Origin of the sequence: Streptomyces odontomachi, from assembly GCF_024435355.1 — a bacterium.
Lineage (GTDB): Bacteria > Actinomycetota > Actinomycetes > Streptomycetales > Streptomycetaceae > Streptomyces > Streptomyces odontomachi.
Genome location: NZ_JAMJWG010000011.1, coordinates 45,005 through 63,391, shown reverse-complemented (window position 1 = coordinate 63,391; position 18,387 = coordinate 45,005). Strand labels below are relative to the sequence as shown.

General features: G+C 67.2%; 9 protein-coding genes. 6 read left to right on the top strand and 3 right to left on the bottom strand.

Translation table 11 applies throughout. The annotated features are described in order from the left end of the window. The first annotated feature begins 66 nt into the window (after positions 1-66). From NQO67_RS22500 to NQO67_RS22485, 4 genes are all read left to right on the top strand, one after another. Positions 67-729 carry a hypothetical protein gene (locus NQO67_RS22500; RefSeq protein ID WP_255951952.1) on the top strand — a complete coding sequence of 221 codons (663 nt, stop codon included), beginning with the start codon at positions 67-69 and terminating at the stop codon, positions 727-729. 165 nt (positions 730-894) lie between these two features. Beyond that, complete coding sequence (locus NQO67_RS22495) at positions 895-2,166, top strand: serine/threonine-protein kinase (protein ID WP_255951951.1); 1,272 nt, start codon at positions 895-897, stop codon at positions 2,164-2,166. Between the two features lie 99 nt (positions 2,167-2,265). Further along, the gene (locus NQO67_RS22490) at positions 2,266-5,337 is read left to right on the top strand and encodes a DEAD/DEAH box helicase (RefSeq protein ID WP_255951950.1); all 3,072 of its coding nucleotides are present in this window, start codon (positions 2,266-2,268) and stop codon (positions 5,335-5,337) included. Between the two features lie 39 nt (positions 5,338-5,376). After that, positions 5,377-10,686 (top strand): DNA methyltransferase family protein, encoded by a 5,310-nt coding sequence (locus NQO67_RS22485; protein WP_255951949.1) that lies wholly within the window; start codon positions 5,377-5,379, stop codon positions 10,684-10,686. Positions 10,687-10,770: 84 nt separating this feature from the next. Here the strand turns inward: NQO67_RS22485 and NQO67_RS22480 are convergent, their stop codons facing one another. Both NQO67_RS22480 and NQO67_RS22475 read right to left on the bottom strand, forming a co-directional pair. Next, positions 10,771-11,019 carry a DUF397 domain-containing protein gene (locus NQO67_RS22480; RefSeq protein ID WP_255951948.1) on the bottom strand — a complete coding sequence of 83 codons (249 nt, stop codon included), beginning with the start codon at positions 11,017-11,019 and terminating at the stop codon, positions 10,771-10,773. An 11-nt stretch (positions 11,020-11,030) separates the two neighbouring features. Beyond that, positions 11,031-11,939 carry a helix-turn-helix domain-containing protein gene (locus NQO67_RS22475; protein WP_255951947.1) on the bottom strand — a complete coding sequence of 303 codons (909 nt, stop codon included), beginning with the start codon at positions 11,937-11,939 and terminating at the stop codon, positions 11,031-11,033. Positions 11,940-12,586: 647 nt separating this feature from the next. On the opposite strand from NQO67_RS22475, the gene NQO67_RS22470 reads away from it, so the two are divergent. Then, the gene (locus NQO67_RS22470) at positions 12,587-13,066 is read left to right on the top strand and encodes an effector-associated constant component EACC1 (protein WP_255952164.1); all 480 of its coding nucleotides are present in this window, start codon (positions 12,587-12,589) and stop codon (positions 13,064-13,066) included. A gap of 6 nt (positions 13,067-13,072) precedes the next feature. Continuing rightward, on the top strand, positions 13,073-17,014 hold the full coding sequence (locus NQO67_RS22465) for a caspase, EACC1-associated type (RefSeq protein WP_255951946.1): 3,942 nt from the start codon (positions 13,073-13,075) through the stop codon (positions 17,012-17,014). Between the two features lie 39 nt (positions 17,015-17,053). Here NQO67_RS22465 and NQO67_RS22460 read toward each other — a convergent pair whose 3' ends face one another. Further along, entirely contained in the window at positions 17,054-18,121 is a 1,068-nt protein-coding gene (locus tag NQO67_RS22460) for a beta family protein (protein WP_255951945.1), read from the bottom strand. Between the last annotated feature and the right edge of the window lie 266 nt (positions 18,122-18,387).

The window sequence follows — 18,387 nt, the reverse complement described above, 5'->3', positions numbered from 1 at the left end:
CCACCGAGATACACGCGGTGTTGGGCTCAACCTTTAAGTTTCCGCATTGCCAGATAGGACGCAAAAATGGCAGTGGTCTTAACCAAGGCATCGCCTACGGTCTCGCTGGCCAAGCATGGCGTGGCCTCGGGACTTATCCGGGTCAACCTGAACTGGACCTCACCCCGAGCAGTAGCACAACGCGAAGCCCGAGCAGGGCGTGGCGGGCTGTTTCGTAAAATGCAAGCCTCCTTGCGTGCTAGTACGCTGAAGGATGTGGATCTCGATTTGGGATGCATGATCAGGTTCAGCGACGGCAGCAAGACCGTGGTACAGGCCCTTGGTGACGCGTTCGGCGCAGTGGATCGCTTCCCTTATGTTGCGTTGGATGCAGACGACAGGACCGGCGCCCGAGCCGCGGGTGAGAACCTTGTCATCAATCTCGACCACCAGGCCGATTTCTCGAAGCTCCTGCTCTTCGCCTATATCTATGACGGGTCCGGGGACTTCCGTGGGCTTGATGCAGTAGTGACCCTTACGTCTGATCAGGGTCAAGGATTTGAAGTGCGTCTCGATGACTGTCCACCGTGCGCTCACGCCTGCGCCATTGCTTTGATCAAGCGCCAGAAGGGGGAGTTGATCGTGGGACGCGAGGTGAGATGGTTCACCCCGCAGGACGGACCAGGTGTCCAGGACGTGATCTCACGAGCATATCGGCTTGGCATGAAGTGGACGCCTGGGCGGAAGTAGCTCGTCAGCTGGCCGGCTCTTGCTGCCTCCACATCGAGGGCTCGCTGACAACAGGCGAGCAAGACACGGCGTCGGCAGAGGTGGTCGCGACATCCGATCCGACAAGTGGTCTAACGTCACGGTCAACGACGTTCCCGCACGCCCTGCCCCGAAGGAGAGCCTCACGTGCACATTGCGCCCCTCAGCCCGGATGATCCGAGCGAATTGGGCGGCTATGAGTTGCTGGGCAGGATCGGGCATGGCGGCATGGGCCAGGTGTATCTAGGAGAGTCGCCGGGCGGGGAGCCAGCCGCCGTCAAGGTGATCAAGCCATCTGTCGTGGATTCGGCCACGCGGCAGAGGTTCGCGCAAGAAGTGGAGATCCTCAAGACTGTGTGGGGAGCGCGGATCGCCGCCCTGCTGGACGCCGACTCCGAAGCGGACCCGCCGTGGCTGGCCACCGAGTACGTCGAAGGGCTGGATTTGAGCAGGCATGTGGGCACCCACGGCCCGCTGCCTGCCCTCCTCACCGCCTCGCTGGGCGCGACGCTCGCGGAGGCGCTGGCCACCGTGCACAAGCAGGGGCTGCTGCACCGCGACCTCAAGCCGGCCAATGTACTCCTCGGTCCCAATGGTCCGAAGATCATTGACTTCGGACTGGCTGTGTTCGCAGAGTCGAGTGCTTCGCTGACCGCACCGAACACCGTCGTGGGCACCCCTTCCTGCATGCCTCCCGAGCAGGCGAAAGGCGAGAAGCCGCTGACCCCAGCGGTCGACGTGTATGCGCTGGGTGCCGTGCTGTTGTTCGCCGCTTCGGGTCATCCCCCTTATCGGGCCGACAACATCCAAGTTCTTTTCCACCAGGTAATCGATCCGACGACCGCTCCGGACCTGTCCGGGGCGCCGGACGAACTGGTCCCTTTGCTGGCAACGATGCTGGCGCATCGGACACAGGACCGGCCAGCGCTTGACGATGTAGTCCAGCAGTGCAGGGCGCTGATCGAGGCTCAGGGGCTGAAGGTGGCCCAAGCGCGCCGCAGGCTCACCAGCTACACGGCCGCTCAAGCGCATCTCCTGGACGAACTGCTCGCCGTTCCACGGGGCAATAGTCTTCCGTCGGCCTCTTCAGATGTCGCTGCTGTCCCGGTCGACATCGCCAACGTCTCGGGCAGCACTTCACCGGGGAACCAGCAGCCCACGGCTCCCGACCCCTCATCGCAGCGCTCCCCGGACCAGCGTCCTACCTCTCCCGGCCATACGTCTGGGGCGCCGCTCACCGACGCTTCCCGTGATGCGGCAGTCGACGAGGAGGGGGTGCAGGGTCAGGCCGCCGGACAGGTTCTCGCCCGCCCCAGGGTTCACGGCAGCTCGGGTCAGCGCTCGCTGCTGCACAGCGCTCAGGCCCGTATCACCGCACAGCGGTTGCGCGAGGCCTACGCCGCCGATGCTCCTTTCTGACAATTACTCAATTATTCTCTTCGAGTCCGCGAAACTGGTGGGCGGCTCGTTGGAGGACGCCCGCCAAACGTCCGAGCGAACCGCCCCGGGAGGCCATGGGTGACCACCGTCCACACCAGCGCAGAGAAAAGCAGCGCCACTGCGCACAGGGCGGTGCAGGAGCAGTATCCAGCCGGCGCCCAGGTCCTTGTGCGGGACGAGGAGTGGCTGATCAGGAGCTCCGTGCCGACGACGGACGACGGCACCCGGCTGGACGTCGTCGGGGTGTCGGAGTTCGTCCGCGATCAGGAGGCCGTGTTCTTCTCGGGCCTGGACCGGATCGAGTTGCTGGATCCACGCGACACCCGACTGGTCCCGGACGACTCGCCGAACTACCGGCGTTCCCGGCTGTTCCTTGAGGCCGTGCTGCGCCGCACCGCGCTGCCCCAGTCCGAGCGCCGCCTCGCGCTGGCCGACTCGTTCCTGCTGGATTCCCTCCCTTACCAGCGTCGCCCCGCCGAGCTGGCGCTGTCGGGTGCGAACCTCCGCCCGCGCCTGCTGATAGCCGACGTGGTGGGCCTGGGCAAGACCTTGGAAATCGGGTTAACCCTCGCCGAGCTGATCCGCCGCGGCCGGGGCGAGCGCATCCTCGTCGTCACGCCGCAACATGTGCTGGAGCAGTTCCAGCACGAGTTGTGGACGAGGTTCTCGATCCCGTTGGTGCGTCTGGACTCGGTCGGCATTGAGCGCATCCAGCGGGAGATACCAGCTGGCCGCAACCCCTTCACCTCGTTCAAGCGGGTGATTGTCTCCATCGACACCCTGAAGAACGCTGATCAGTACCGGCATCACCTGGAGCAGATCCGCTGGGACGCCGTCGTCATCGACGAGTCGCACAACCTGATCAACCGCGGATCGTTGCGCAACCAACTCGCGCAGATCCTCGCTCCCCGCACAGACGCCCTGATCCTGGCCTCCGCCACCCCCCACAACGGCGACGCGAGGTCGTTCGCCGAGCTGATCGGCCTGCTCGACCCGGCGGCGATCCGCGACCCGGAGAGCTATCGCGCCGACGACATCCGGCACCTGTTCATCCGCCGAACGAAGATCAGCCCAGAAGTCCGCGAGCAGATGAAGGGCCAGTGGGCGGACCGCGGTCCGTCCCGGTCGGTGCACTGTCCGGCGACCCCCGCCGAGGAGAAGATCTTCGAGGAACTGGCGAGCGTCTGGCTGCCCGGCGACGGGCGCCCATCGGTGAGCGCCGTCCCCCTCTTCCCGTACACGCTGCTGAAGTCGTTCCTCTCCTCCCACGCGGCCCTGAAGGCCACTGTCTCCGCGCGCATCAAGACGTTGGAGAAGAAAGAAGATCCTCGGGCGACGGCCGGCGAACTGGCCGCACTGCACCGGTTGTCGGAACTGGCCGCCGACCTCACCCAAGTCGACTCGGCGAAGTTCACCGCCCTCGTGCACCAGCTCCGTGAGGAGATCGGTGTCGGTCCCGGCTCCGATGCCCGCGTGGTGGTCTTCTCCGAGCGTGTCCAGACCCTTCAATGGCTCGCCGGGGTGCTCCCGGCGGCGCTCGGGTTCACCGGCCGCGCGGCACGCGACTGTGTCCGGGTCATGCACGGCGGCCTCTCCGACGAGCAGCAGATGGCCTGTGTGGAGGAGTTCGGTCTGGCCGATGCTCCGATACGCGTCCTGCTGACCGGTGACGTGGCGTCCGAGGGTGTCAACCTGCACCGCCAGTGCCACCAGCTGGTGCACTACGACGTGCCGTGGTCGTTGATCCGCATCGAACAGCGCAACGGCCGTATCGATCGGTATGGGCAGGCCAGGCCCCCGGAGTTCCGCGCGATGCTCCTCACCAGCGAGGTCGAGGGCGCCAAGGACGACACGGTCGTCGCCGAACGGCTACTGGACCGCGAGGACCAGGCCCACCGCTCACTGGGCACGGCGGAGGCCGTGACCGGTCTGTATCGGGCTGAGGCGGAGGAGAAGTCCCTCATCCAGGATCTGCTACGCGGCAGGTCCGTGGACGAGTCGCTGGACTCCCGCCGTTCCGGCGCGGGCCACGGGGACGGCGGGAGCGGCCATGCAGACGCGGGCATGGATGACTTCCTCGCCGAGTTCTTCGGCGCGGTCGGCGAGGAGCCCACGGCTGAGATTGAGGCAGTGGACCCGGTCGGACCGGGCAGCTCCGCAGGTCCAGGCGTGCCCGGCTCTCCCTCTCCAACGACGGGAAGCGAGAGCGGTTCCCCCGTGCTCCCTCGGCTCTTCGAGTCCACCGCGCACTTCCTCGACGAGGCGCTGGGTGAGGTGTACCCCGACGCCCACGACCGTCTGGAGCTGGACCGCGACCCGCAGTCGGGCCTGCTCTCCTTCCGTCCGCCCGCTGACCTCGTCCACCGTCTCAAGGCACTGCCCACGGACTACCTTCGCGAGCAGCGGCTGCGCGAGCGGCTCCTGGTCACCTTCAACCGTCGGCTCGCCGAACACTCCCTCCAACGAGCGCGGGAGTCGTCGGACTCCGTGTGGCCGGAGATCTCCCTGCTCACGGACCTGCATCCGGTGGTCGAGTGGCTCACCGACAAGGTCCTGGTCCGCCTGGGCCGCCAGGAGGCCCCCGTGATCACCGCGAACGTGGCGGCGCCGATCTACCTCATCCAGGGCGTGTACTCCAACAGCCTCGGCAGACCCACCGTCGTCAAGTGGATGGGCGTGACGGGCCGGGGCGCGGTCGATGACGACATGGTGTCCCTGCTGCGGCGCTGCGGGGTCGGCCCGAGCATGGCCAACAAAGGCCACCACCACGATCCCGGACCACTGTGCGAGGATCTCTCCGCCGTCCTGCGCGTAGCCGAGACGTTCCTGGACGCGCGTCGCGACGCCTGGGACGAGCCGTTGCGCGAGCCCATCGCCGAATACAAGCGCCGGCTCGCCACCTGGCACCAGCCGACCCTCGCCGGGGATCGCGGCGAGCGTGCGAAGAAGCGCCTGGCCGACCTCGCCGACTCGCTGTTGACGACGGGCCGTCCGCTGCTGCGGGTCCTCGCCGTGCTCGTGCCGGATCCCGACGGCGAACGGGACGGCCACCGCACCCCGGACGCGCCGCCGCCCGTCAGCCTCGGCGCGCCGGAGCTACCAGCGTCCACATCTTCGTCCGCCTCCGGGCCGACGCCTTCCACCCCGTGACCGAAGTGCCGCCCCTGACCCGCTGAGAGAAGCCCTGTCATGACGTACGACTCCCTGGTCAACCGCGGCGACTACTTCTCGGCCCACTACCTGGCCGAGGTGCTGCCGAAGGACCTCAAGTCGGGTCTGCTCCAGACCTGGAAGGAACGCGAGGAGGCCGCGAAGCCCGCCGCCGGGACTGCCGGTTCTCCAGGGCTTGAAGAGCCGGAGGAGCCGGATGTGGCGGTCCCCGGGCGCGGCGAGCTGCCCGTGACGCCCCGTGCCGGGCTGCGGGATCTGCGCCGCCTCTACTTCAGGGCCCGGTCCTTCTTCGCCCTCCCGGAGGACGAGGACGGCATCATCGCGGTACGCGACACCGACGACGACGCCTTGACGTATGCCTCGCCGGAGTGGCGGCAGCGGGTGCGGTCCCTCAACACGGAGGTGCTGCGCGCCTTCGGCTACGACGCCAAGCCCCGTACGCTCACGGTGACACGCGCCGGGCAGGTGCACGAGATCCCGTTGGCGCACGCCGAGCGGGGTCTGGTGGCCGTGGACTGCGGCTGGGCCGCGGAACCGGACGCCGCCCTCGACGCCGACGGTCGCGGGCGGCTACTGGAAGAGGTCCCGCTCGACGGCCCGACCGCCGCCCTGGCCACCGGCTCGAAGCTGGCCTCGTTCCTGTTCGCCTGCGAGGAGCCGCCCCGCTACGTACTGCTCCTGGGCGGCGGGGTGATCGTGCTCGCCGACCGTGCGGTGTGGGGCGAGGGCCGCTATCTCGCGGTCTCGCTGGACACCGCGTTGCAACGCAACGACACCAAGGTGGGCGGCGAGCTCGACACGGTGGCGGCGCTCTTCGGCGCGGACTCGCTGCGCACCCCGGAGGAGGGCGGCGAGAACCCTCTCGCCGCCCTCGTCGGCAAGTCGGCGAAGCATGCGGTGGGCGTCTCCAGCGAGCTACGCGACGGCCTGCGCGCGAGCGTCGAGCTGATAGCGGGCGAGGTGCTGGCCCGCCTGCGTGAGCAGGGCGTCCGGCCCGAAGACATCGGTGAACTCCCGGAACTGGGCCGCCAGCTGACCCGCGAGTCGCTGCGCTACCTGTACCGGATCCTGTTCCTGCTGTACGCCGAGGCACGCCCCGAACTGGGCATCCTGCCGGCCGACTACCCCGAGTACCAGCAGGGCTACGGCCTCGGTCGGCTCGGCGAGCTGATAGCCGACCGGGAACCGGTCAGCGAGAAGTCCCGCGCGGGCTTCTACCTGTACGAGTCCCTCGACCTGCTGTTCCGCAAGGTCCAGGTCGGCTACCGGACGCGTCGCACACATGGTGTGACGACCGACTCCGGCACGGACACCGTGGCCGACGCGGATGCCATGAATGCCGCCGACTCCGCCGGAAAGACCAGCGAGGACGTCGGCCTGCGTTTCGAGGCACTGCACAGCAAACTGTTCGAGCCCGAGGCGATCCGCCTGATAGGCGCCGATTCCCTTCCCGACCCGCGTCATGACATCGACGAGGCCCTGGCCCGCGGCGAGTCGGTCCGTTACCTCGACACCCGGCTGCGCAACGCCACCCTGTACGAGGTGCTGCACCGCCTGATGATCACGCGCGGCAAGAAGGGCGAACGCGGCGGCTTCATCTCGTACGCCCAGCTCGGCATCAACCAGCTCGGCGCCGTGTACGAGGGTCTGATGTCGTACAGCGGCTTCATCGCGGGCGAGGAGCTGTACGAGGTCGCGAAGGGCGGCGACCCGAAGGACGGCTCCTGGCTGGTGCCCAAGTCCAGGATCGACGAATACCCGGACTCGGTGTTCGTGCGCCGCCGGGACAAGCACACCGGCGAGGACCTGCGGGTCTCGTACGCCCCGGGCTCGTTCGTGTACCGCTTGTCGGGCCGCGACCGGCAGACTTCGGCCTCGTACTACACCCCGGAGTCCCTGACGAAGGTCACGGTGCAGCTCGCCCTCCAGTACCGCCTGGACCAGGACGGCACCACCACCGAGGCGCGGGAGCTGCTGGACTGGAAGATCTGCGAGCCGGCACTCGGCTCGGGCGCGTTCCTCAACGAGGCGATCAACCAGGTCGCAGCGGAGTACCTGCGGCGCAGGCAGCGCGAGACGGGCCGGACCATCGACACCGAGCAGTACGCCGTCGAGCTGCTGAAGACCAAGGCGTACATCGCACTCCACAACTCCTACGGCGTCGACCTGAACGAGACGGCGGTCGAGCTGGCCGAGGTCTCCCTGTGGCTGAACACCATGCACCCTGGCATGGAGGCCCCGTGGTTCGGCCTGCACCTGCGGCGCGGCAACTCCCTCATCGGGGGACGCAGGGAGGTGTACGCGGCCGACCGGCTGAAGAAGGGCGGCTGGCTGGGGACCACTCCTGAACGGTTCCCGCTGGCGGAGGCAGTGGGGGGCGCCACGTTGCCCGAGGGCGCGGTGCACCACTTCCTGCTCCCCGCGAAGGAGTGGGGCTCGGTCGCGGCCGAGAAGGAGGCGAAGGCGCTTGCGCCGGAGGCGGCGAAGGCGCTGGGTGCCTGGCGACGGGCGATTGTGAAGTCGCCGACGGCCCGGCAGACGGTTCGGCTTCAGGGGCTCGCGCGGCGGGTCGAGTACCTGTGGGGGCTGGTCGTACGGCGGCTTGAGCTGTCCGAACGGGACATTTCCCGGCGGATAGCGGTGTGGGGCGCCGAGGAGGGGTGGCTGCGACGGCCAGAGGTCGCGGTGCAACGGGACGAGGTACTGGCGGACCTGACGGCGGCCGATACTCCGTACTGGCGGCTGAAGACGCTGATGGACGCGTGGTGCGCGCTGTGGTTCTGGCCGGTGCAGGAGGCTGGGCTGCTGAACGGTTCGGACGAGCGGTATGCGCGGGCTGAGGCGTTGGCTGAGCGGGCTGCGGAGTTCGAGGCGGGGGCGGGGGGGGACGCGGAGACGGGGACGGCCGGGGGTGCGGTGGCCGGGGGCGGCGCCGATGATGCGGGTGCGGGTATCGGGGCGGCGGGCGGTGGCGGGTCCGGTGGGGAGGACGAGGGTGACGGTGTGCTGCTGGCCTGGGAAGCGGATGCGTTGCCTGGGTTCGCGGCGGAGCCCAAGCAGTTGACGCTGACGCGGGAGTCGGTGTCCCGTCGTCGCGTGGGCCGTCGTGCGGAGCAGGTGCGGGGAGAGCGGCGGGCGGTCATTCCGCTGGCTGATCTGGACGACTGGCTGGACTTCGCGGAGGCGTTGGTCGGGACGGAGGATGTGCCGGAGGAGTCTCTGGTGCCGACGTTCAAGACTTTGGACGACTTGTCCGCCTACGAGGACGAACTGCCTGAGTGGATGGGCATGGACCGTTTCCAGTGGGTGGCGACACGCTTTCCTTGGACGGCGGTCGCGGAGGACGTGGCGAAGCGGCAAGGGTTCTTTCACTGGGAGCTAGAGTTCGGGCAGGTCTTTGTGCGGGACGGGTTTGACTTGCAGGTGGGGAATCCGCCTTGGGTTCGGCCACAGTGGCAGGAGGACCTGGTTCTGGCAGAGCTAGAGCCTTGGTTCGTGATGGCAGAAAAGCCCAGCGTTGCAGAATGGCGACTACGTAAGGAAGATGTACTGGCCACGGACGCGGGTGGTGGGCAATTCTTTCTAGGGGAGCTTGCTGCGCATGCCGGGGTCGTCTCTATATTGGCTAGCTCAGCCGCTTATCCACTTCTTGTCGGCACGCAAGGCGATCTTTACCGAGCCTTTATGGCTCAAGTGTGGCAGCACCTCGCACCGCACGGCACTGCGGGCCTGATTCATCCCGACTCGCATTTCGGCGGAGCACGTGAGGGATTAATTCGGGTAGCCGCCTATCACCATCTCCGCATCCATGCGCATTTTGTGAACTCCGCGAACTGGGCGTTTGAGGACCTCCACCGCTCCCAAGAGTTCGGTGTGCACATCTACGGACAACCCCAAGAGCCGGACTTTCTGCACCTCAGCGAACTTCGCGGCGCTGACGTCCTGACCGATTCACTTACCCACGACGGGCAAGGAGCCACACCCGGAATCAAACATAACGGCACATGGGATATTCGACCGCACCAAAAACGTGTAGTGCACGTAAATGCCGCACTACTAACCAGCTGGCAGGCAATAACGGGATTAACGGATGCATCAATTAAACCACCTTTACTCTACCCCGTACTCGTCGGCGAGCAGGGAGTGATCGAAGCACTTGCTTCTCATCCGAGCACTCTTGCCGATCATAATCCAATGACTTCAAGCGGATATCACGAAACAGGCGCACAGAAAGAAGGGCTGATCTGCTGGGACAGTCAAACTGTTTCCGATTTCAGGGATGTCATTCTCCAAGGGGGACATTTCACTACGGCATTACCATTCTCGAAGACACCTAGAATCCCATGTCGAAGCAATAGGGACTGGAACCTTATCGCACCTACAGAGCTACCTGATAATTTTACCCCTGCAACTAATTATGTTCGGTCCACCGACCGTAAGACCTATGTATCGGCCCAAGACTCCTGGCTCGGGAGGCCATACACCAGTTATTACCGACTCGCCTGGCGAAAGATGATCCCTTTTGCTAATAGTCGCAGCCTGCATGCCGCTCTCATCCCACCTGGCCCAGCGCACATCGACAGTGTTTACTCAATGGGACTAACAGATAATCGACTCACGGTTCTCAGTACGGGTTTCTGGGCGTCGTTGCCCTTCGATTACCTCCTGCGTATCACCGGACGCTCAAACTTCCATGCTGCTGACGCCCGTAGGATGCCCGCGCCCGATTCCAAGCACCCTCTCGCCCCCGCTCTGCTTCTTCGCACCCTCCGCCTGAACGCCCTAACTTCCCATTACGCACCCCTTTGGGAAGAACTCTTCGACCCGCAGTGGGCTGGATACGAGGACTGGGCCAACCGAAACTGGCCCCACCTCAGGCCCCTCTCAGCCGGTCTCAAACCGGCCTGGCGGTACGAGACCCCACTCCGCACAGAATGCGAGCGCCGGGCCGCCCTCGTCGAGGTTGACGCACTCGTCTCTGTCTGGCTCGGGATCACCGCGGACCAGCTCGTCGCGATCTTCAAGTCGCGATATCCGCAGTTGTACGACTACGAGTCCGCCACTTACTTTGACGTCAATGGGCGCAAGATAGCCGCCGACTTCAACACATTCGGTCACGGTCAGACCAAGCAGGATTATCTCGATCTCATGGACCATCTGGAGGACCCGCACCGCACTCCACCCCCCGACGGTTACCGAGCCCCCTTCTACAAGGTGGATCGGGAGGCCGAAATGCGAGCCGCACACGCGCACTTCCAGGACCGGCTAGATACCGAGATTGCCGCGGGACGCTGGGTACCACCCGCTCACGCAGAGGTAGAGGTGTAGCTGAAGAGCGCCGAGCTCGATGAAGGCAAGTCTGCCCCTGGACATCAAGTATCAGGGGCAGACCTTTACGACCTAACGCGTCCACTACCGGGACGCAAATGCAACAAATGTTGTCCAAGTGCCGACGTCGATCGTGAGTCTGGGCCCAGCTATGTTCTTTGAGTCCCGTACGTGGACGACGTGCGGGCACATGGCCACCTCGACGCACTCGCCGCCATCGCCAGCGCTATGGCTGGACTTACGCCAGGGAAAGGCGACTTCGACACACTCACCACCCGACCCAGTGCTGTAGCTGCTCTTGAACCACGCTGAATCAGAGACGACGATAGTCATTGGCTCGGTATTCATAATTCTCCCAGCAATTTCTCGACAAAGTTGAGAGAGGCTCGCGGACTGAGGGCTTGCGCCCTGAGAATTCCGTACTGATCTTCAATTTCCCGAACGTACTTACGCTCGCTGAACATTCGACTATCTTTGTATCCCTCTACGTAGGCGAACCTGCGCCCATCACGGTTCTCGATCAAGGTGAAGGGGCCCTCAAGTGCAGCATGCTCCTCCAACGCATTGGGCACCACTTGGATTTCGACGTTCCGACGCAGTCCACAGAGCATGACTTGCTCAAGCTGGCCCCGCATCACCGACAGACCACCCAGTGGCCTTCGGAGCACTGACTCCTCAATGACGAAACTGATGGTCGGCAGTGGCGCCCGTGAGAAGATCTCCTGTCGTGCAAGACGCCCCGTGACCCGTTGCTCAATGATCTCCTCCGACAGCAGGGGCCGCCACATCGTGCACACCGCACGCGCGTAATCCGCAGTCTGTAGCAGGCCTGGCACAGCTTTCGTCGCGTACACATGCAGCTCGACCGCCTTCGCCTCCAACTGTGCGGCGTCCTGGAAGAACGGCGGGTACTGCGCCTTCGCAACCTCGTCCTTCATCTCCAGGAGGACACCGCCCGCGTCAAGCACCTCGTCCGCCTGGTCGATGAACCGCGGTGGCGGAATCCGTCGCCCCTGCTCGAACGCGGCGATCGTCGAGGCCGAGTAGCCGACCATCGCCCCGAACTCAGGGCGCTCCAGCCCCGCCCGCACCCGGCACCGTTTCAACTGCCGCCCGAATACCCGCACGATGCCCGAGCCTGCCTCCGCACCCGCGCCCGTATCCGTATCCGCCCCGGCCTCCGTCTCCGGTTCCTGCCGCTGCTCCCCGAACTCGGGCGTCACGTCGCCCGTCTCACCCATCGGTTCACTCATCCCGTACCACCTCCACCGACCAACGCACCCCCGCGCCAGCCGTCACGCTCCACCCCGCCTACACTCGCGCACCGACCGCATACAGCTACCCTCCGTGTGCGCGCCGTTCTCGTCACGTTAGGTCCACAACAGCGGCGTAAGCCTCATAAACATCGAGATGTCCCCCGAACGCGAAGTTCCGGTCCGCGGCCCACCCCACCGCCAAGCACTCCGTCGGCCACGGTCCATCCCCACCACCCGAGTTCGCCATGCGCTTCGGGTCCTCCCGCCTCGGCGCCGTCTCGCCCGCCGGCTCATCTCGCATCGGCGCGATACATGAGGCCGCCCGTACGACCGCTCCGCGCACCCCCCAGACCCCCAGACGCCGAAGCGCGCCGCGGCCCGCTGATCGTCGCCCGCGTGGCGCCCCGTTGGGGGATCGCGCCACGCATCTGCGCACCGCACAAAACCGCCCGGGGCAACCGCACGCCCGATGCGCGCCCGGCGCCGCCGGTAAGTCGTTTTTGCGTCAATGACCAGGCTGGTTTCGGTAACGGCCCACTCGGTTCCGGATCCGCGGACTAGCCTCGTGCAGTTCTGCGACCGTGCACACGCACGCCTCGCCCCGCCCCCACCGCGGAAGACCGAGGGAAAGCACCGTGACCACCATGCCCCACGACCGGCCTGGATACCGGATCTCGATCGTCGACGACGACCCGTTGCGTGCCCGCAAGGAGGCGCGCGAGCTCCTCGCCGAGGTCAGCGGTACCGATCCGGGTGCCGCGCTGGACGTTCCGGGGCGGCGCACGTCCGGTGACGGTTCGGACAAGGGCACGCTGTCCGTCGATACGGTCGGCGTGCTGATCAGCGCCGGATCCCTGGCCGTAGCTGGGGTGCAGGCCTGGCTGGCTCGCGTGCCGCAGCGGACGATCGTCGTGACCCGGCCCGATGGGGCGACCCTCCACATCACCGGGAAGGAGGCATCCGAGGACGACGAGCGGATCGCGCGATTCCTCGCGGACGGTGCCGGGCGGCCGGCGCACGACCCAGACGCCCTCGGGCCCGCACGCGGTACGGACGGCGCCGGACCCGACGGCGACGCGGCGGGCGTCACCCCAGGCGACAGCACCGGACCGGCGGCAGGCTGAGCACCGATGACCGACAACGACCGGTACGCCCTGCTCATCGGCGTCTCCACGTACGACAACGACGCCTGCCCCGACCTGCCGCCGGTCCGCGCGGACCTGCACTACATGCAGGCCGTGCTCCAGAACACCGAGATCGGCATGTACAACGAGTGCGCGATGGTCCCGGAGCCGACCCGGGCGGAAATGCTGCACGCCGTGGAGACGTTCCTCAAAACGCGGCAGCCAAGCGAGACGGCGCTGGTGTATTTCAGCGGGCACGGCGAGTTCTGCGAGGACGACGGCCAGCTCTACTTCCTCACCTGCGACGCCGATCCGGACGATCTGCCGCGCACCGCGGTACCGGCCGAATTCCTGGAGCGAATGCTCACTGCCTGCCGTGCATCGTCGAAGATCGTGCTGCTGGACTGCTGCTCCAGCGGCTCCGTCGTGCAGGGCTGGACGGCCAAGGGCACCCAGGGCGCAGACCAGCAGCCTGCGCCCAGCACCCTGCTGCGGCCGACCGGCGTGTACTTCATCACCGCGTCCGACGCCTTGCAGTCGGCATCCGCGATGGCGCCACCCGGGTCCACGCTCGGCACGTCCCGGTTCACCGGTGAGATCGTGGAGGGACTGCGCAACGGGCGGATCAAGGAGGGCGGGTGGATCTCGCCCGACGACCTGTTCACCTATCTGACGGCGCAGATGGTGCGCGACGGCGTGCCGAAGGAGCAGTGGCCCACCAAGTCCACCATCCGGGCCACGCACACGCTGCACTTCGCACGGTCGGTGGCACGTCCCGTCCGCCTCCCCGCACCGCCGCAGGGCGCCGCCGAAGCGGCCCAGCGCTCCCCCGCCCTGGTGAAGGCCAGGGAAATGGCGGCACGGGACGCGCGGGACGGCGTGGACTGGCAGCGGTTGCTGCGGTACTACGCCCACTGCCTCACCGCCGAGGCCGCGGCCGGCATGCTGCCCGACCGCGAGAAGGAGCGGAACAAAGGGTATTTCCTGCTGAACCAAGGCGAGGAGACCATCCAGTCAGGACGCAAGTCGACGATCCTGGCGCCCGGAGGGCGGTCCAAGCCTCAGGCCCGGCCGCGCGGGGCAGGCGGCGACGCGGGCACGCAGCAGGAATACTGGTACGGCTATCCGGCGGTCACCCTCGCCCTCCGTGAGCAGGACACCCGGGGGCGTCGCGCTCCGGTGGAGATCGCCCCGTTGCTGATCCAGCAGATGGAGCTCGTTCCGGACGAGAACGGCCGAGACGTGCTCCGTCCCACCGGGGTGCCGTCGCTGCACACCGGGGTCGTCGCGAGGCTGCTGGACGCGGATGACGCCGCCGAGCTGATCGCGCGCTGGGAGCCGACCTGGCAGGAGGGCAACGACGCACAGATGGTGCAGGCTGTGCGGCAGTTGCTTGAGGAACTGGGTCTTTCGGAGCTGGAGCCGCTGGATCCGTCCGCGCTCAGCGAGCGGACGGTGGACCAAGCACTGCGCACCGGTGCGCACAACGCAGCCGTCCTGCTGGTGCTGTCGGGCGCTGCGGCGAACGCCACGCAGGGGCTGGTGGAGAACATCCTGGAGATGTCGACCCGGACGGGGCAGATACCCGGTACCGCCCTTGAGGCGCTGCTGAGCGGCAATACGGTGGATGGGCGCGAGGGCTCCGCGCCGGTCGTGGTGGCGCCAGGGCCCTGCAACGAGAGCCAGGAGCTGATGGTCTCCTCGGCGATGACTCGCGCGCTGACGGTGGCGACCGGTCCGCCAGGAACCGGCAAGAGCGAGGTGGTCACGGCCGTCGTCACCACCTGCGTCTCCGCAGGGCAATCCGTACTCGTCGCCTCCACGAACAATGAGGCGGTGAACGTCGTCGCCGAGCGCTGCGACGCCATAGCGCCGGGGCTGCTGATGCGGACCGGCAACAAGGACGCGCGGGAGCAGGAGGCTGCGAAGCTGGAGCGGCTGCTCGGCGCCCCAGCGGAAGCCCCGCGGCGGAGTGCGGCGACCGTGGGAGGGGAGCTGCGCAACACCCGTGTGCGGGCCGCCGAACAGCAGGCCGAGGCGGCACTCCGGGTCGGCGAGGAAGAACAGCTGCTGGAGTTGCTTCGGGAACGCCAGGAGCGGGCAGCCGAAGCGGAGTTGCCACTGACGCTCCTCGAACGCGTTTGGTCGGCTTCGGCGGCCGACGACGCAGTGGCAGCCCTGAAGCGCTGGGAGGACAGGGCCCGTGCGACCGCCGGTGCCCGTTGGTGGCTGTTCGGCTCCTGGCGCCGGGCGCGGGCGCTGGCCGCGCTCGTCACGGCGGCCGGCCCAGTCCAGAGCGACGGCCCGTCGTGGCCGGGATGGGCGCACGAGCGTCCCGTCTCCCCTGAGCTGCTTCGCTCTCTGGCTGACACGGTGGCCGTAGAGCGCCTGCTGCGAGGGCTCGTACCCGTTCACACCACATGGGACGAGGACGGTCTGAAGCAGTCACGCCTTGCGATGGCTCAGGCCCTGTCCGGGCTGTCCGCGGAACTGTCCCGCGCAGTCTCAGCTCAGGTCCTGACACAGGGCAGGGTGCTGATGGGCCAGCGGCTCCAGGCGCTGCGGGGGCAGTCGGGGTACCGGAAGACGCAGCGGAACCTGATGGCGCACGTCAAGGGGTGGGCGATCAGCACCCACTCGGTGCGGCAGCTGGACCTCGTCCCGAAGATGTTCGACCTGGTCGTCATCGACGAGGCCAGCCAGTGCTCCATACCGTCGGTGCTGCCGCTGCTCTTCCGGGCGCGGCGAGCGCTGATCATCGGTGATCCGATGCAGCTCGGCCATATCGCCAACCTCGTGCCGGAACAGGAGCGGCAGGCGCGCACTGCGGCCGGGCTGAGCGCCGCGCAGTTGGAGGACCACCGGCTCACCCATCACGTGTACTCGGCCTACCACGCAGCCGCACAGCACGGTGACGAGGCCCTGCTGCTCGACGAGCACTACCGTTGCCATCCGGAGATCGCCGGTGTCGTCAACGGTCACTGTTACGCGGGACAGTTGCAGGTATTGACCGATGTGCGGCGGCAGGTGCCGGCGCTCGACCCGGTGGGCAAGGAGGACCCCGCTCCGGTGCTGGGCTGGGTGGACGCACCGGGCGGTGCCTCCGCACGGGGCGGCGGAGGGCAGTCCTGGCGCAACGACACCGAGGCCGCCGCCGTGCGGCGGGTCGTCGACGAGCTGCTGGCGCGGCTGCCGCAGGATGCGACGCTGGGTGTGGTGACCCCGTTCCGGGCGCAGAAGGACATGCTGGCGCGGGTGTGGCGCGACGACGACCGGGTGCGGGTGGGGACGGTGCACGCGTTCCAGGGTGGGCAGCGTGACGTGATGGTGCTGAGCCCCGTTGCCACGGACAACACCCCGTCGAGAACGACGCACTGGGTCGCGAGCCAGGTCAACCTGTGGAACGTGGCGGTCACGCGGGCCAAGTCACAGCTGATCACGGTGGGCAGTCATGCGTTCTGGCAGGCGCAGAGCGGGCTGCCGGCGCTCCTCGCCGGGCGCTCGGTCGCGCTGGGAGCAGGCGCCGAGCAGTTCCGCGGGTGGGGAGCAGGGAGCGGCACCGCGAGTACCGGGGCGGGAGCAGCAGGAGCGACCCGCACCGCGGGGCCGGTGAGCACGTTCCGAGAGGAGTTGGCGGACCGTCTCCAGCAATACCTCGGCGAGCGCGGCATCACCGAGCTGGAGCGTGCGGCCGTGGTCGGCGGTCACCCGGTGGACCTGTTGTTCACCGCGGAAGGGGAGAACACGGCGGTGTTGATCGACACCGGCCCGCCGCCCGGCCAGGATCCGGCACGGCACTTGAGGCTGACCCACGTGCGGGGCGATCTGCTGGCCGGCCTGCCTTCCGGCGGCCAGGGGGCGAAAGCGTGTGAGGTCAGTCGGACGGTGCGGGTACCGGCGTGGCGGATTCTGGCGGGCGAGCGCATGCTGGCGCCGTTGTTCGACTGAACCAACGAGTGACCTTCACGGGAGGGTGCAGCGCCCGGGTCAGGGGCGGCGAAGGCACTGGGCCACGTAGGTCATGTGTTGGATGTTCCCCGCCCACTGCCAGGGCCCGACCTGCCCTGTGCCGTCGCCGGAGGAGTCGGGTCCCTCAGCGCAGTCATACAGCCAGGTGTCCCCTGCGCTGGCCCTTGCCCCTCTGAATTCGGGAAGGTCACAGATGCGGCGGGCCGCCGCCCGGATGTCCGCGGCACGTTCAGGTCCCTCGTTCCGCACCTTGCACAGCACGAACCACCGATCGATGGTGTACCGGAGGACGCCCCACGGCACGGGCCCGCCGCCGGGCTTCCGGGCAAGGGCCGTGGCAGGCAGCACGCCATAGTCGCCGTACGTCAGCTGTGGCACGTATGCACGGCCGGTCGTCTGTATCTCGTGCCAGGTGTGCCAATCGGTTCGGGGTTCCTCGCGCAACTCCCCCAGCTCCAGCATGTCGCCCGTGACCTGGGGGAAGCCACCTCCGATGACGACGGTGGTCCGCCACTTGGCCAGAGGGAGCAGGGCGTCCAGTGCCCGTACGGCCTCTTTCCCCGCGTTGGGGCGGTCAGGGAGGACGCTGCCCAGGTCCAGGAGCAGATCGGCTCGGGCATCCGGCGGGACTTGGGTCAGAAGTCGGTGGACATCTCCGGTCGTACGGGCGGTCGTGCCGGCTCCCCACTCTCCCGGCACGCTGACGCGAACGCCGATCCCGCAGCCGTTGCGGCGGGCCGTGTCCAGGGCGGCGGCCTGCTGCGCCGCGCACCGTTCGGGTCCGGTCACCGGGCGAAGTTCGGAGAAGAGCCCACCGAACTCGAAGAGGAGCTCCGGCAGGAGGACCGCCTGTTCGTCCTCAGCAAACGGGGCGTCAACCCAGGCCGGGTGGCTTCCGTGTGCTCCACTCACCCAGCTGAGCTCCCGCCGCCAGAGCTTCTTCAGCTCCGCCGGGGCCACACCGGGGCATGCCGGAAGGTTCCACAGCGGGGCCACCGCAGCCTGAATCCGAGGCCGGAGGTCTTCGTAGGCCTTCCGCTGGTACTGCCGGACGGACAGGACGGGAACGTAGAGCGGTTCGGACATCGGCTCCCCTTTGGCAGTGCCCGCGCGCTTCCCCTCCTGGGCAGGGTGGCCGGATGTCAGGACGTCAGCAAAGAGGGCCTTTTCAGCCGTAACGACCAAGACGAGTGTGTATGTGATGCCGATGTGACACAGACGGTTCGATTCGTGATCCTCGGTGGTCAGACATTTCGAGTGAGAACGGGCGTCATCTGTCAGTCGCGCCGTATACGGTGGTACGCCTAACCAGGGCACCGGTACGCAAGTACAGAGCAGTACGAGGGGGACCG